The sequence below is a fragment of the Pelagibacterium sp. H642 genome (genome assembly GCF_031202855.1).
Taxonomy (GTDB): Bacteria; Pseudomonadota; Alphaproteobacteria; order Rhizobiales; family Devosiaceae; genus Pelagibacterium.
In genome coordinates, this window is sequence record NZ_CP101829.1 from 702,227 (window position 1) to 716,192 (window position 13,966).

Annotated in this window: 14 protein-coding genes; 6 read left to right on the forward strand and 8 right to left on the reverse strand. The window is 63.4% G+C overall.

What is annotated here, in order from left to right:
• Window positions 1-49: 49 nt before the first annotated feature.
• The 4 genes from glyS to NO934_RS03550 all read right to left on the reverse strand — a co-directional run bounded on the left by glyS (window position 50) and on the right by NO934_RS03550 (window position 5,143).
• A complete protein-coding gene (glyS, locus tag NO934_RS03535; RefSeq protein ID WP_309162309.1) occupies window positions 50-2,146 on the reverse strand; it encodes a glycine--tRNA ligase subunit beta in 2,097 nt (698 codons plus the stop codon).
• Window positions 2,147-3,349: 1,203 nt separating this feature from the next.
• Entirely contained in the window at window positions 3,350-3,577 is a 228-nt protein-coding gene (locus NO934_RS03540; RefSeq protein WP_309162310.1) for a DUF4287 domain-containing protein, read from the reverse strand.
• Between the two features lie 75 nt (window positions 3,578-3,652).
• Complete coding sequence (locus NO934_RS03545; RefSeq protein ID WP_309162312.1) at window positions 3,653-4,120, reverse strand: SRPBCC family protein; 468 nt, start codon at window positions 4,118-4,120, stop codon at window positions 3,653-3,655.
• A 3-nt stretch (window positions 4,121-4,123) separates the two neighbouring features.
• The gene (locus tag NO934_RS03550) at window positions 4,124-5,143 is read right to left on the reverse strand and encodes a polyprenyl synthetase family protein (protein WP_309162313.1); all 1,020 of its coding nucleotides are present in this window, start codon (window positions 5,141-5,143) and stop codon (window positions 4,124-4,126) included.
• Between the two features lie 161 nt (window positions 5,144-5,304).
• Here NO934_RS03550 and NO934_RS03555 point away from each other — a divergent pair, with 161 nt between their 5' ends.
• From NO934_RS03555 to NO934_RS03565, 3 genes are read left to right on the forward strand one after another with little or no spacing between them, the layout of a single operon-like run.
• Window positions 5,305-6,015, forward strand: a complete 711-nt coding sequence (locus NO934_RS03555) for a methyltransferase (protein ID WP_309162314.1) — start codon at window positions 5,305-5,307, stop codon at window positions 6,013-6,015.
• 46 nt (window positions 6,016-6,061) lie between these two features.
• Window positions 6,062-6,931 carry a S49 family peptidase gene (locus NO934_RS03560; protein ID WP_309162315.1) on the forward strand — a complete coding sequence of 290 codons (870 nt, stop codon included), beginning with the start codon at window positions 6,062-6,064 and terminating at the stop codon, window positions 6,929-6,931.
• A gap of 1 nt (window position 6,932) precedes the next feature.
• Entirely contained in the window at window positions 6,933-7,154 is a 222-nt protein-coding gene (locus tag NO934_RS03565; protein ID WP_309162317.1) for a hypothetical protein, read from the forward strand.
• Window positions 7,155-7,157: 3 nt separating this feature from the next.
• On the opposite strand, the gene NO934_RS03570 is transcribed toward NO934_RS03565, so the two are convergent.
• Complete coding sequence (locus NO934_RS03570; RefSeq protein ID WP_309162319.1) at window positions 7,158-7,424, reverse strand: Txe/YoeB family addiction module toxin; 267 nt, start codon at window positions 7,422-7,424, stop codon at window positions 7,158-7,160.
• On the reverse strand, window positions 7,421-7,675 hold the full coding sequence (locus NO934_RS03575) for a type II toxin-antitoxin system prevent-host-death family antitoxin (RefSeq protein ID WP_309162320.1): 255 nt from the start codon (window positions 7,673-7,675) through the stop codon (window positions 7,421-7,423). The genes NO934_RS03570 and NO934_RS03575 overlap by 4 nt, the downstream gene beginning before the upstream one ends.
• 134 nt (window positions 7,676-7,809) lie before the next feature.
• Here NO934_RS03575 and NO934_RS03580 point away from each other — a divergent pair, with 134 nt between their 5' ends.
• From NO934_RS03580 to NO934_RS03590, 3 genes are all read left to right on the forward strand, one after another.
• Complete coding sequence (locus NO934_RS03580) at window positions 7,810-8,736, forward strand: glycine--tRNA ligase subunit alpha (protein ID WP_309162321.1); 927 nt, start codon at window positions 7,810-7,812, stop codon at window positions 8,734-8,736.
• 83 nt (window positions 8,737-8,819) lie between these two features.
• The gene (locus NO934_RS03585) at window positions 8,820-9,374 is read left to right on the forward strand and encodes a LemA family protein (RefSeq protein ID WP_309162322.1); all 555 of its coding nucleotides are present in this window, start codon (window positions 8,820-8,822) and stop codon (window positions 9,372-9,374) included.
• Window positions 9,375-9,379: 5 nt separating this feature from the next.
• A complete protein-coding gene (locus tag NO934_RS03590) occupies window positions 9,380-11,260 on the forward strand; it encodes a DUF2207 domain-containing protein (RefSeq protein WP_309162323.1) in 1,881 nt (626 codons plus the stop codon).
• A gap of 22 nt (window positions 11,261-11,282) precedes the next feature.
• Here NO934_RS03590 and NO934_RS03595 read toward each other — a convergent pair whose 3' ends face one another.
• Entirely contained in the window at window positions 11,283-12,158 is an 876-nt protein-coding gene (locus tag NO934_RS03595) for a 4-(cytidine 5'-diphospho)-2-C-methyl-D-erythritol kinase (RefSeq protein WP_309162324.1), read from the reverse strand.
• Window positions 12,158-13,867, reverse strand: a complete 1,710-nt coding sequence (locus NO934_RS03600) for a tetratricopeptide repeat protein (RefSeq protein ID WP_309162325.1) — start codon at window positions 13,865-13,867, stop codon at window positions 12,158-12,160. Before NO934_RS03600 ends, NO934_RS03595 begins: the two co-directional genes overlap by 1 nt.
• Window positions 13,868-13,966 lie beyond the last annotated feature (99 nt).

Below are 13,966 nucleotides of genomic sequence, written 5' to 3' on the forward strand. Positions count from 1 at the left end.
GCTCCGTGTGGCAGGGGCTTAGATAACCAAGTTTCGTTCGACCGGTTCCCTACCCTGCCACCTTACCGAAATCGGCGACAAGATGCATCGTGTCACGCAGGCGAGCGAGGAGGTTGAGGCGGTTGGCGCGGATCGCCGGGTCGGGGTCGTTGACCAGCACCTTGTCGAAGAACGCATCGACCGGGGCGCGAAGGCCGGCGAGGGCCGTGATGGCGCTAGCGTAATCGTCCTTGGCCAAGCGGGCGGCGACGCCGTCATGAGTCATCCCGATGAGCGATGCGAGTTCACTTTCCTCCGGGGCCATTGGGGTGGCGGAGTCGATGTCGCCGGTATAGGTCTTGCCGTCCTTCTTTTCCTCGGCGGCGAGGATATTGGCGGCGCGCTTATAGCCGGCGAGAAGCGCCTTGCCGTCTTCGGTATCGAGGAGCGAGCCCAAAGCTTGGGCTTTGCTGACCATGTCCACAACTGACGAACCTGTTAGGAGGGAGCCTGTGGTCCGCACGGCCACCACGATGTCGGGAGCGATTCCCTCATCACGTAACTGTACAGTGAGCCGTTCGTCCATAAAGTCCATCAGTTCGGTGGTTACATCGCGGTCACGGGCATTCTGGTTTGGAATAGTGCCTAAATGATCCGTCACAAGAGGACGCAGTCCACTCGGCATTTTAGCAGCCAGCGCTATCCGGATCACACCGAGCGCAGCGCGGCGCAGCGCATACGGATCCTTCGAGCCCGTAGGCTTTTCGTCTATGGCCCAGAAGCCGGTGAGAATATCGAGCTTGTCGGCCAGGGCGACGGCGACCGAGACTGGGTTGGACGGCACGCGGTCGGAGGGGCCGAGGGGTTTGTAATGCTCCTCAATGGCGGTAGCGACTTCGGGCTTTTCTCCCTGAGCCAGGGCGTAATAGCGGCCCATCAGGCCTTGCAGTTCGGGGAATTCGCCGACCATGCCGGTGGGAAGATCCGCCTTGGCAAGACGGGCGGCGCGCTTGGCGTCTTCCACATCGGCGCCGACCAGCGGGGCGATCTCGGCGGCGAGCTTTTCGATGCGCGCGACGCGCTCGGCCTGGGTGCCGAGCTTGGCGTGGAAGACCACGTCCTCGAGCTTGGGCAAATTGTCGGCGAGCGGAGCTTCGAGGTCGGTTTCGTAGAAGAATTTGGCGTCGGAAAGCCGGGCGCGGATGACGCGCTCATTGCCCGCGACGATGGTCTTGCCGTCGTCCTCGGCGATGAGGTTGGAGGTCAGGATGAATTTGTTGGCAAGCTTTCCGGTCGCCGCATCGCGCAAGCAGAAGCATTTCTGGTTGGCGCGGATGGTGGCGATGATCGCCTCCTCGGGCACGGAGAGGAAGGTTTCGTCGAACGTCCCCATCATGACGACCGGCCATTCGACCAGTCCGGCCACCTCTTCGAGGAGGCCTTCATCGACGATCAGGTCCAGCCCCTGGGCGAAAGCGAGCTGTTCGGCGTCGGTTTTGATGATTTCCTTGCGGCGGTCGATATCGAGGACGACCTTGGCCTTTTCGAGCGCCTGCACGTAATCGTCGAAGCGGCGGACCTTGATGGCATCGGGCGCCATGAAGCGGTGGCCGAATGTGGTGTTGCCCGCGGAAATCGCATCGAGTTCGAAGGACACGATTTCGGGCTCCTCACCTTCGGGGCCGAAGGTTGCGGTGATGGCGCGTAGCGGGCGCACCCATTCGAGCCGGCCACTGCCCCAGCGCATGGGCTTGCCCCAAGGGAAGGATTTGACGGTCGAAGGCAGCACGTCCTTGAGGATGTCGAGGGCGGGAGCGCCCTTTTTTTCGATCACCGCGACGTAGAAATCGCCTTTTTTCTCATCGGACTGGACCTTGGCCTGATCGATGCTTTCGAGCCCGGCGGCGCGCAGGAAACCATCGATCGCCTGCTGCGGCGCGCCGACCTTGGGGCCCTTGCGCTCCTCGCGGGTGTCCGGCGAAGCGGCGGGCAGGCCGGTGACCGTCAGGGCGAGGCGGCGCGGGGTCGCGAAGGCGCCAGCGCTTTCATAGACCAGCCCCTTTTCGACCAGCGCATCGGTAACGGCCTTCTTGAGGTCCTCGGCCGCCCGGCGCTGCAGGCGCGCGGGGATTTCCTCGGAGAAAAGCTCAAGCAGCAATTCGGGCATGGTCGGGGCCTTGGAAACTGGAATTCGTGCGGGCCGAACGGGTAGCAGGGGAGCGGGAAAATGTCCATTGGCGCATGCGGAGATGCCCGACGGTCCTTGGGCCTCGGTCGATGACTGGATAGACGGCATGGGGCGATGAACGCCTCGTGCTGTATTTGTTAGTATGAAGCTTCCATCGCCCCATGCGTCCGGGATTTTGGGCTTATGGCGGCTTCTCGGGCTGGGGGTTGTTGAGAGTTTTTAGTGGGTCGGTTGGTCGAACCGAAAAAGTGGGGACCACTTTTTCTGCCAACCTCCCGGCCGTCCCCTCGCTGCCCCTCCGGGTTTCCCCGGTGCGACGTGGGAGTGATTGGATTGGTGGTCCGCTCACACCTTTTATCCACATCCGGCCATCTGTCCGCTTTGGGCCTTCCCCACGGCGACCCGTGAGGAACCCGAACCGATCCCGCCCAAACGTTCGTAGCGCTTGCGTCCATATGCGCGGGGTCGTGGAGGGAGTATGGGGGAAGTGCAGAGGGCGGGGATAAGTTTTTGGCGCGGGTGTCTGTGGAAGCTCAGCGCCCCCCTCATCCCCTGCCATTCGAGCGTAGCTCTCATGGCCTTCTCACCTCCAATCGTGCCACCGGCACGATTGGCCAAAGGACGGTTCGAAGTCTCCCACCAGGGGAGAAGGGGGCTCTTTGGGGGAGCGTTTGGGGCATCCCGCAAGCTCCGTGTTGGCGTTTGTTCCTCTTACCCTTCCCCTGGTGGGAGAAGGTGGCCGCGAAGCGGTCGGATGAGGGGACAGCATATCAACAGTCACCATGGTGATTGCTGAAGCTCGACGCACTCCTCATCCGACCTTTCGCTTTCAGCGAAAGCCCCGGCAATCCGCAGCATTGCCAGCGGTGCGGGAGAGGTTTGGGGACACACTCCTGCCGAGGGCGTGGAGGTCTTGCGGGTCTCCGGGTCGAGCCCGAAGACGACGAGAGTGGGGCGGTGCCGCGGCAAGAGCCGAGGGCGGCCCGCATACCTTGCCCCGGGTCAAGTCCGGGGACACGGTGGGGGTGGAGGAGGTGAATGAAAACATCAAACGTTTTTCGGCACTCCACCTCTCGTTCGTCATTGTCGGGCTTGACCCGACAATCCGGAAGACTGCCGGCGGTGCGGGAGAGGTGCGGGACCTTCAACGGAGAGCGATTACTGCCCATGCCGCGACCTGCGCTATGCCTCGGGTGCGCGTTTGCCCGAGAGCAGGGCGTAGATGGCCATGGCGTGGCCGTGGCCGAGGTCGAAATCAGACTTGATCCATTCGACTACCGCGCCGGCCTTGATGCCGGGTTTGAGGCGTCCGTTTTCCGACAGGCCACGTGCGTCGGCCATGCGCATGAAATCGTCCGGCCCCAGACCGGTTTTGGTCTTGATGGTGTTGAGGTATCCCTGAAACGACATTGCTGTTCCCTTGCGTTGGACGTGTCACAAGCCAGGACGTTCCATAGCGCGTACACCCGACAGACGATTGGGAAATTATTCGACGTACCGCGCCAGATTGGCGAGACTGGAGGCAAGGCCGGCGGCGTGGTCGGCTGCCGAGATGCCTGAGGGGACGTTTTCTGCGGTGACGGTCACCAATGTGCTCTCACCCTCGGGTGCGAGCGACCAGGTCATGGTCATGGTGCCGGAAAAGGCATCGTCCTCGGAATCGAAATCGATGTACTGGACGACGCGGCGGCCAGGTTCGAGGGCGCCGTAGCGGGCGGTGGCGATATCGGAGTTCTCAGTGCTCTTGGCCGAGGCTGGCGCGGGATCGCCATAGATCAGTTCCATGCGATAACCGCCGCCCTCGCGGGCATCGAAGGCGTGCATGACCCCACGCATGCCCTCCGGCGGCAGCCAGGCGACAAGCGCGTCGGGATCGATCATGGCGGCGTAGACGAGTTCGGACGAAGCATGGATAAGGCGCGAAGCAGTATCGGTGCGCCCTGCCCCGGTCATGGCTCAGTAAGCCCGCGCCGTGCAGAATTCGGGGACGCCGAAGAGGATATCGCGCTCGAGCGAGGCGGGGATGTCGGCGAGCGCAGCTCGGGCGGCTTCCGCGTGGCGTTCGGCCTTGGCCATGGTGTCGCGCAACGTTCCGTAACTGGTGAGGATGGCGCCGATTTCGGCCAGCTCGGCATCGCCGGAGTTGGCGTTGCCAAGCGCGGTTTCGATGGTGCGGCGCTCGGCGGCGGTGGCGTGCTGGAGGGCGAGGATGATCGGCAGGGTCATCTTGCCCTCGCGCAGATCGTCACCCGTGTTTTTGCCCAGGGCGCCGCGCGCGCCGCCATAATCGAGCACGTCGTCGACGAGCTGGAAGGCCATGCCCAGCTCGCGGCCATAGCTCGCCAGAGCCAGTCGGGCGGTGTTGTCGGCTCCGCCGGCCATGGCGCCCACTTCGGTGGCCGCTTCAAAGAGTGTCGCGGTCTTGGCGTGGATGATCTTTTCGTAGTCTTCGGGCGTCGTCGAAAGATCTCCGGCCTTGGCGAGCTGGAAGACCTCGCCCTCGGCGATGATCGCGGCGGCGCGGGACAGCACGCCCAGAGCCTCAAGATCGCCCGATTCCACCATCATCAAAAATGCCTGGCCGAGCAGGAAATCGCCCACCAGCACCGAGGCCTGATTGCCCCAGATGGTGCGGGCGGCGGGGCGGCCCCGGCGCATGTCGCTCTCATCGACCACATCGTCGTGCAGGAGCGTGGCGTTGTGCATGAACTCGACGGCGGCGGCGAAGCGGATTTCATTGCCGCGGGCGCGGCCGAACAGGGCGGAAGCGGCCAGGGTGAGCATGGGGCGCAGGCGCTTGCCGCCGGCCTCGATCAGGTGATTGGCGACTTCGGGAACCATATCCACCGGGCTATCGGAGCGCGACAGAATCAGGCGATTGACCGCCTCCATGCCTGCGGCGGTTGCCCCGGTCAGGTGATCGATCACAGCCGAGGCATCGTCCACGGGTCTGGGCGCCAGATTCTCAACCGCCATGAGCCTACATTCTCCAGTAAGGCGCGCGCTGGCCCGCCTTGACGCAGTGATTTAATACTGGCCCGAACACCAGCAGGACTGTTGCGCCTATGTCGGTAAACCAGCCGCCCGGATTTGTAAAACGCCAAGAGCGCAAGGCGGATGCGTTTCTTGGTGGTAAATTGTCGATAATCCAGCCCGAAAAGGGATTTCGCGCGGGGCTCGACTCGGTGCTGCTGGGCGCCAGCGTGCCCGAGGGGACGCATCGACTGCTCGACCTGGGGGCCGGCGCCGGGGTGGCAGCACTCTGCGCCCTCGCTCATTCGGATGCCCTTTCGGCAACGCTTGTCGAAAACAATGGCGACATGGCCGCGCTGGCGACGGAAAACATCGCCGCCAACGGTCTTTCGGACCGCGCCCATGTTCTGGAAATCAACGCCACGGCCACAGGAGCCGAACGCCGGGCGCTGGGACTGGCCACCGACAGCTTCGACGTGGTGATCGCCAATCCGCCGTTTTTCGAGGCCGGAACGCAGGCGCCCGATCCGGGCCGGGCGGCGGCGCGGCACACGGATGGCGAAGTGGGTGGCTGGATACGCACGGCGGTCTCGTGCGCCCATGCCAAGGGCGAGGTGATCTTCATCCATCTCGCCCAGGTGCTGCCGCAACTTCTGGCCGCGTTCGATGCGCGCATGGGCGCAATAAACGTGCTACCGATCGCATCCCGCCCAGGCCAGCCCGCCAGCCGCGTTCTCGTGCGGGGGCGAAAAGGCTCGCGCGCGCCCATGCGGCTGCTGCCGCCACTGGTGGTGCATGGGGAAAGCGGCAACAGGTTTGCCGAACCGGTGCGATCGATCCTGCGCGGAGAGGCGCGGCTGGACTGGCAGGAATAGAAATCAATGCCTAAATGGAAGCGACAAAGCCCCGCTGGAGAGGATCATGACCGCATTGGCCGACACCGAAACCGACGCCCCCAAGCGTCCCTGGTATAAAAGGCTGTTCGGCAATGGAGGGCCGATCATTCCCGTGGTGCGGCTGCAGGGGGTGATTTCCCACGAACTCAAACCCGGCCGGCTCAACATCGCCAGCGTCGCGCCGATGCTCAAGAAGGCGTTCGCGATCAAGAAAGCGCCGGTGGTGGCGATCGTCGTCAACTCGCCGGGCGGATCGGCGGTGCAATCGCGGCTGATCGCCGAGCACATCCGCCAGCTTGCGGCGGAAAACGACAAGAAGGTGCTGGTCTTCGTCGAGGATGCGGCCGCTTCGGGCGGCTATTTCATCGCGACGGCCGGCGACGAGATCATCGCCGACCCCTCCTCGCTGGTGGGCTCGATCGGGGTCATCTATGCCGGGTTCGGGTTCGTCGAGGCGCTGGAAAAGCTTGGCGTCACGCGCCGGCTCTATACGGCAGGGCAGAACAAATCGACGCTCGATCCCTTCCTGCCGGAGAAGGAGGAGGATATCGAGCGGATCAAGCGGATGGAGCTCGATATCCACGAAGTGTTCATCGACTACGTCAAGGCGCGGCGCGGGGGCAAGATCGCCCTGCCCGATGACGAGGTGTTCACAGGCGAATTCTGGACGGCCAAGCGCGGCGTGGCGATGGGGCTGGTGGATACGCTGGGGAATCTGCACGGCACGCTGCGCGAGCGGTTCGGCAAGGACTACCAGGTCAAGCCGATCAGCCAGAAGAAGGGGCTGATCCAGCTTCCGAGCTTCGGGCTCTCCGCGAGCCTTTCGCCCGATCTGGCCGGCGAGTTGCTGGCCCGGGTGGAGGACCGGGCGCTCTGGTCACGTCTGGGGCTGTGATATGTCGCTGAGCTTTCTCGTCACATTGCTGGTGGTGCTGCTGATCGGACTGGGCGTTCGGTCGATCCTGCGCGATTGGCGCAAGAAATTCGCCGAGGACGATGCCCAGACCGAAGCGCGGCGGCGGGCGCAGATCGAGCGCAACAAGGCCGAGGTGAAATCGGGAGGCGTCGTGACGCTCGAGCGCGGCGAGGATGGGGTCTACCGGCCGGGGAAGGAATAAACCTCAGTAGTGGAAGCGCAATTGGGCGATTTCGAGAGCCTGCGACTCCCGTGAACCCGATATCCTATAGACGAGGCGATGTTCGCGCGTGATGCGGCGCGACCACCAGCCGGTGAGATCGCCCTTGAGCGGTTCGGGCTTTCCTCTTCCTTTGAACGGGTGGCGGCGGCATTCCTCCAAAAGATCGTTGATCTTGCGCAGTAGTTCGAGATCGTGCTCGAGGAAGTGCAGATAATCGTCCCACGCGCCGGTGGAAAAGACCAGCCTCACGGCTTGATGAGATCGCGTTCGGTACCTTTGCCGGCGTCGAGCTCGGCAATGGACTCCCGCAGGGCCTGAGCGTTGGCGGGGGTCGACAAAAGATACAGCGTCTCGTTGATCGCCGACCAATCTTCAAGCGACACCACGACGACAGCTTCACCCTTGCGGCGGGTCACCACCACCTCCTCATGGTCGTTGATGGCGCGATCCATCACATCCTTGAAGTTGGCCCGGGCATCGGAATAGGTCATCACCGACATTGGTGGCTCCTGCGTTGCGAGAGCTATATATGTACGCAGACCTGTACAAGTCAAGCAATCTCGCGACCGCTTGACCGCACATCGAGCCCCAACTACGGTCGCGCCGCTTCACTTGTAGGATTTGACGATCGACAATGACCGACGCCGTTTCGCCCCATATGGACCCCAGGAATTCGTTCCAGGGGCTTATCCTGACACTGCAGAAGTTCTGGGCGGATCAGGGCTGCGTCATTCTGCAACCCTATGACATGCAGATGGGCGCCGGGACGTTCCATACGGCGACGACCTTGCGCGCGCTGGGGCCCAAGCCGTGGAACGCGGCCTATGTGCAGCCGTCGCGACGGCCGACGGACGGGCGCTATGGGGAAAACCCCAACCGGCTGCAGCACTATTATCAGTTCCAGGTGATTTTGAAGCCCTCGCCGGCCAATATCCAGGAGCTCTACCTGCAATCGCTGGCAGCGATCGGGCTCGATGCCAAGCTGCATGACATCCGGTTCGTCGAGGACGATTGGGAAAGCCCCACGCTGGGCGCCTGGGGGCTGGGCTGGGAGTGCTGGTGCGACGGCATGGAAGTGAGCCAGTTCACCTATTTCCAGCAGGTGGCTGGGTTCGAATGCTCGCCGGTGCCGGGGGAAATCACCTACGGGCTTGAGCGGCTGGCCATGTATGTGCAGGGGGTCGAAAACGTCTACGACCTCAATTTCAACGGCCGCGATGGAGACCAAAAAGTCACCTATGGCGACGTGTTCCTGCAAAACGAGCAGGAGTTCTCGAAATACAATTTCGAGGCCGCCGATACCGAGATGCTGTTCCGGCACTTCAAGGACGCCGAGGATGAATGCAAGGCGATCCTTGCCAAGGGAGTGGATGGCGAACGCCAGACCATGGCGGTGCCGGCCTATGAGCAGGTGATCAAGGCCAGCCACACCTTCAACCTGCTCGACGCGCGCGGGGTGATCTCGGTGACCGAGCGGCAGAGCTATATCCTGCGCATTCGCGAATTGGCCAAGGCCTGCGGCGAGGCGTGGCTGAAAACCGCCGGCGGCGGAGCAGCCTAAAGCCGGTCGTTCCAACCCGTTGATCTTACGCGCCCATGGTGCCACTCTCCCCGCATCGGGGACGCGGGCGAAAGAGTGCGGCGATGGAATGGATTATCCTGATCTTGGCCGTGGCCGTTATCGGCTACGCCATCTATGTCTACAACATGCTGGTGCGGAACCGGCAGCTTGTGGAGGAGGGCTGGTCGGGGATAGATGTGCAGCTCAAGCGCCGCGCCGATCTCATTCCCAACATGCTCGAAACCGTCAAAGGCTATATGGCCCATGAGCGCGAGACGCTGCAGGCGGTGACCGATGCGCGTGCCGCGGTGCAGGCGGCGCAGAACGGATCGCCCGCCGAGCGCGGTCACGCCGAAGGGCTTCTGTCAGGTGCACTGGGGCGGCTGTTTGCCGTGGCGGAGGCCTATCCCGACCTCAAGGCCAACACCAATTTCATCGAGTTCCAGACCGCGCTCCAGACGGTGGAAGACGAAATCCAGATGTCGCGGCGCTATTACAATGGCGCGGTCCGCAATCTCAACATCGCCGTGGAATCGTTCCCTTCCAATCTGGTTGCCGGCGCGTTCCGGTTCGAAAAGGCCGAATATTTCGAGCTGGAGAACGAAGCCGATCGCGCCGTTCCGCAGGTCAAATTCTGACGGCAATGGTGCGACTGCTTTTCGCCCTGCTGCTCGTCCTTACCGCCGGCCCGGTGCTGGCGCGAGAGGAAATCCGGCAGTTCGACGTGACCTTCGAGGTCGCGGTGGATGGCTCGGTTACCATTACCGAGACGATCACCGTTAACGCCGAAGGCAACAGCATAAGGCGCGGCATTTTCCGCGATGTGCCAACACGCCTTGCCACCCCCGATGGCCGGACGATCCGGCTGCCGTTCGAGGTGATCTCGGTGATGCGCAACGGGGCGAGCGAGCCCTATGAGGTCGAGGGCATCGATGGCGGACAGCGGATCCGGATCGGGTCGGCAGACGCCCTGCTCCGCCCCGGCATTCACGAGTACCAGATCACCTATCGCATGGATCGGGCGGCGCGCATGTTCGCCGATCACGACGAATTTTACTGGAATGCGACGGGCAATTACTGGGATTTTCCGATCCTCGCGGCCACTGCCCTGGTGCGCTTGCCCAACGGCGCACAGATTACCGAACTCAACGCCTATACGGGCAGCCAGGGCGGAGCGGGAGCGGACGCACGAAACGAGCGGTTGAGCGACAACGAAGCCCGGTTCACCCTCACCCGGCCGCTGGCGCCGCGCGAGGGCCTCACGGTTTCGGTGGCGTTCGAAAAAGGCGTTCTGGTTCCGCCGCAAGGCACCGATGCCGCACTGTTGTGGCTTTCGGATTACCGCGACTATGTGGTTCCATTGGTGTTGCTGCTGATCGTCGTCGCCTACAATGGGCTGGCATGGAACGCCATTGGGCGCGATCCGGCCAAGGGCGTCATCATCCCGCGCTTTTATCCGCCCAAGGATTTTTCCCCCGCGCTGGTCCACTACGTCCACCGCATGGGCTGGAGCAACTCGGGCTGGGCGGCGTTTTCGGCGGCGCTGGTGTCCCTGGCGGTCAAGGAGCTGGTCGAAATCGGCAAGGCGGGAAAGAAGACGACGCTGACGGTTACCGGCAAACAGCCGGAACAGACGTTGCCGCCCGGCGAGGCGGTGATATTTAACGATCTCAAATCCATGAGCCCGGTGACGATCGACAAGACGTCCGGCCCCCGTCTCAACAAAACCCGTTCCGCCTTTATCGGTGCGCTCGAGGCCGAGAACCGCCAGGTCTATTTCAACAACCATCTGGTCTATACGATCATCGGGGTGGCGATCGGGCTCGCCAGCCTGGTCATCATGGTGCTGTTGGGCGTTCTCGATCCGGTCTTCGTGTTCGTTACCGCCTTTGCCGCGATTTTTCTTTCGAGCGTCGGGCTGGGCGCGCGCACCCTCTGGCAGGGGAGAGGTATCGGGCGGTTTCTGGCAGCGGCCATTGTGGGCATCTTTCTGTTCAATGCGGGCGCCTTCGCCGTCGATGTTTTCGACGCCCGCTGGATCGACTTTCCCTTCGTTGCAGCCATCACCATCATTGCGGTCACCCTGCTTTTCGGCATCCTGATGCGCGCACCCACCGTGCATGGACGCAAGGTGATGGATGAGATCGAGGGGTTCAGGATGTATCTCGATACGGCTGAAAAGGAGCGGCTCAACTTCCAGGACGAACCCGAAATGAGCGTCGCCCGCTTTGAGACCATCCTCCCCTATGCCATGGCGCTGGGGGTAGAAAAGCCGTGGTCGGAACGGTTCGAGAACGACCTCTCCCGCAGCGCGGTCCGGGATGCGCCGGCCGGGTACTCTCCGCATTGGTATAGCGGCGGGAATTTCTCGGCGGGAAGTTTCGCGCAGACCATGGGCGGGGTCGCCACCGGATTGAGTGCGGCCATGATCGCCTCCCAGCCCCAGGCTTCGAGTTCGTCGGGCACGGGCGGTGGCGGATTTTCCGGCGGTGGCGGTGGCGGCGGTGGTGGCGGCGGCTGGTAGACCTGGCTCGGCCTCTACCCGGTCACGCATCCAGCAGCGGCGTTGCCGCTACCCAATAGCCGGCGAATGTTTCCCGCAGATCGTGGGCGGCCTGGTGTGCCGCGGCGGCGCTGCCGTAGAGGCCGAAACAGGTGGCGCCCGAGCCGGACATGCGGGCGGTGACACAGCCCGGCGTTGTGGCGATGGCCGCAATGATGGTGCCGATGGCTGGTACCAGCTGGGTAGCCGGCTCTTCGAGGTCGTTGCGGGTATCGGCAAGCCAGAGCGAGAGCAGCGCAGCCCGCTCGATCGGATCGGGCATGTCCGGCATTGGCGGATTGTGCTTTTTGGAGAGCTTGCGGAATACGTCCGGGGTGGAGACTTCCTCGAGCGGATTGACCAGGACCAGATGCATCTGAGGAAAATCCGGCAGGGGGATGATTTCCTCGCCGATGCCGCCAACCTCGCAGGGGCGGCTTAAGAGACACATGGGCACATCCGCCCCCAGCGTTGCCGCCAGGGCGAAAAGCTCGGCATCGGCGGGCGGGGTTTGGCTCATACGGGCGAGGATGCGCAGCACCGCCGCCGCATCGGCCGAGCCGCCACCCAGCCCGGCCGCGACGGGCAGGTGCTTTTCGAGATGGATCTCGATGCCTTCTGGCAGGTGATCGGGGAAACGCGCGCGATATTTTTCCAGCGCCCGCAGAACGAGATTGGAGCGGCCATTGGGCAGGTCGGCGCCGAACGGGCCCGACAGCGTCAGCCGGTCGCGCCGGGCTGGCGTGACGGTCACCAGATCGGCCAGTTCGGTAAAGACGCAGAGCGTATGGAGAAGGTGAAAACCGTCCTCGCGCCGGCCCACGACGTGCAATGCAAGATTGACCTTGGCCGGGGCGGGCTCGCTGAGCGGTTCGCGCATCAATCCTCTATCGGCGCGTCCGGGTCGAGCCCGTTGAGCAATTTGGGCGTCGCCCGCTCGGTGACCACTCCATCCTCATCGACATCGATGGCGATACGCCACTGGAACATGGCCTCGCGCTCACGCCCCGCCGTCCAGTAGACGTCCCCTAGGTGGTCGTTGATCTCGGGATCGGCAGGCAGGATCTGCACCGCCTTTTCGAGCACCTCGACGGCCTCATCGACCCGCCCGAGCTTGTAGAAGGCCCAGCCAAGGCTATCGACGATGTAGCCGTTCATGGGCGCAAGCTCGACGGCCCGCTCGATCATGCCGAGCGCTTCCTCGAGGTTCATGCCGCGATCGACCCAGGAATAGCCCAGATAGTTGAGAACGTCAGGGTGGTTGGGGAACAGCTCGAGCGCCTGGAGGAAATCGGCCTCCGCCAGATCCCACTCCCCGGCCCGCTCATAGGCGATGCCGCGGACGTAGAAGAAGCGCCAATCGTTGCGGCGTGGGGGATCGAGCCGCTCGATGATCTCCGAATAGGCGGCGGCGGCTTCTTCCCAGCGCTGGTCATAGCGCAGGGTGTCGCCCAAAATGCCGAAGACTTCCTGATTGTCGGGGTAAGAACGCGTGATGTTCTGGAGGCGGGAAATCGCCGCGTCCCGGTCGCCGCGCAGGTCGAAATTTTCCGCAAGCCGCACCAGCGCGTTCACGTAGAGGGGCGAATCGGACGGCACGGCGGAGAAGATCTCGTCGGCGGTATCGTACTGGCCGGCGCTGGCGAGCAGTTCGCCCAGCGAGATCGAAATGATCGAGGCTTCGGGGTCGAGATAGGTGGCGAGCTGGAGGAACCCGACGCCAAGCTGGAGCGAGCCATCGCGGGCCAGCGCGGTGCCCAGCCCGTGCAGCATTTCGGCAGCGCCCGATTGCACCGAGCCGGCGAAAAGCCCGGGGCGGCGGCCCTCGGCGATGGGGTCGCGCAGGACGTCGACCACAGGATGCTCGATGCCCTGGGAAGCAAAATGGTCGAGCACGGCCTGAGCGTCCTCGAACCGGCCGGCATTGCCGAGAATGCGGATATAGGCCTCGGCGATCCGGGGCACGAGCGGGTCGATCTCATAGGCCTGGCGGGCAAGTTCGATGGCCGTTTCCCGATCGCCGGCCACATCGGCGATGATGGCGCGGTGGAAGACGATGAATTCGTCGAATCCGCCCTGGGCCACCCTGTCGAGAATGTCGTTGGCGGCGGCGAGATCGCCTTCGCCCACCTTGGCCCAGGCGCGCGTGATGCCGCCGATGATGCCGATCAGCGAAGCCTCGGGAACGCGCGACAGCATCTGGTCGGCGGAAGCATAGCGCCGCTGCTTGAGGGCCACCGTGCCCAGCACCAGATGCGCCAGCTCGTCATCGGGGTTGAGGTCGAGCACGTGCTGGGCCATCGAGGCGGCTTCGGAAATGTTTCCAGCCAGGAGGTAAGCGAGGAAAGCCTGGCTCGAATAGATCTCGTTGTCCCAATCGGCGCGGGCGGCCTCCACGAACAGCGATGCAGCGCGGTCCGCATCGAGGGCGTCCAGGGCGGCGAGGCCGGCTAGATAGCTGCCCACCGCGCTGCCGCCGGGGGCGGTCTGCAGCACTTCCTGCTGCGCCAGGGGCGAAGATACCGGAACGCTGATGGAAAGCGCGGCAACGATCAGTACGTGGATCGGCCGTTTGAAGAGGTTTAGCACGATTGTTCCCGAACTCCTCGCTTGCGGGCCTTATACCCTCGGTTCGATAGCCAAACGCGGCAAGATTGTCGATTGTTGGGCGTATCGGTTAACGTGATC

Excerpts from the sequence above, each read along its gene's own strand:
- glyS (WP_309162309.1), bottom strand. The coding sequence starts at position 2,146 with ATGCCCGAATTGCTGCTTGAGCTTTTCTCCGAGGAAATCCCCGCGCGC.
- NO934_RS03540 (WP_309162310.1), bottom strand. The coding sequence starts at position 3,577 with ATGTCGTTTCAGGGATACCTCAACACCATCAAGACCAAAACCGGTCTG.
- NO934_RS03545 (WP_309162312.1), bottom strand. The coding sequence starts at position 4,120 with ATGACCGGGGCAGGGCGCACCGATACTGCTTCGCGCCTTATCCATGCT.
- NO934_RS03550 (WP_309162313.1), bottom strand. The coding sequence starts at position 5,143 with ATGGCGGTTGAGAATCTGGCGCCCAGACCCGTGGACGATGCCTCGGCT.
- NO934_RS03560 (WP_309162315.1), top strand. The coding sequence starts at position 6,062 with ATGACCGCATTGGCCGACACCGAAACCGACGCCCCCAAGCGTCCCTGG.
- NO934_RS03565 (WP_309162317.1), top strand. The coding sequence starts at position 6,933 with ATGTCGCTGAGCTTTCTCGTCACATTGCTGGTGGTGCTGCTGATCGGA.
- NO934_RS03575 (WP_309162320.1), bottom strand. The coding sequence starts at position 7,675 with ATGTCGGTGATGACCTATTCCGATGCCCGGGCCAACTTCAAGGATGTG.
- NO934_RS03580 (WP_309162321.1), top strand. The coding sequence starts at position 7,810 with ATGACCGACGCCGTTTCGCCCCATATGGACCCCAGGAATTCGTTCCAG.
- NO934_RS03585 (WP_309162322.1), top strand. The coding sequence starts at position 8,820 with ATGGAATGGATTATCCTGATCTTGGCCGTGGCCGTTATCGGCTACGCC.
- NO934_RS03590 (WP_309162323.1), top strand. The coding sequence starts at position 9,380 with ATGGTGCGACTGCTTTTCGCCCTGCTGCTCGTCCTTACCGCCGGCCCG.
- NO934_RS03595 (WP_309162324.1), bottom strand. The coding sequence starts at position 12,158 with ATGCGCGAACCGCTCAGCGAGCCCGCCCCGGCCAAGGTCAATCTTGCA.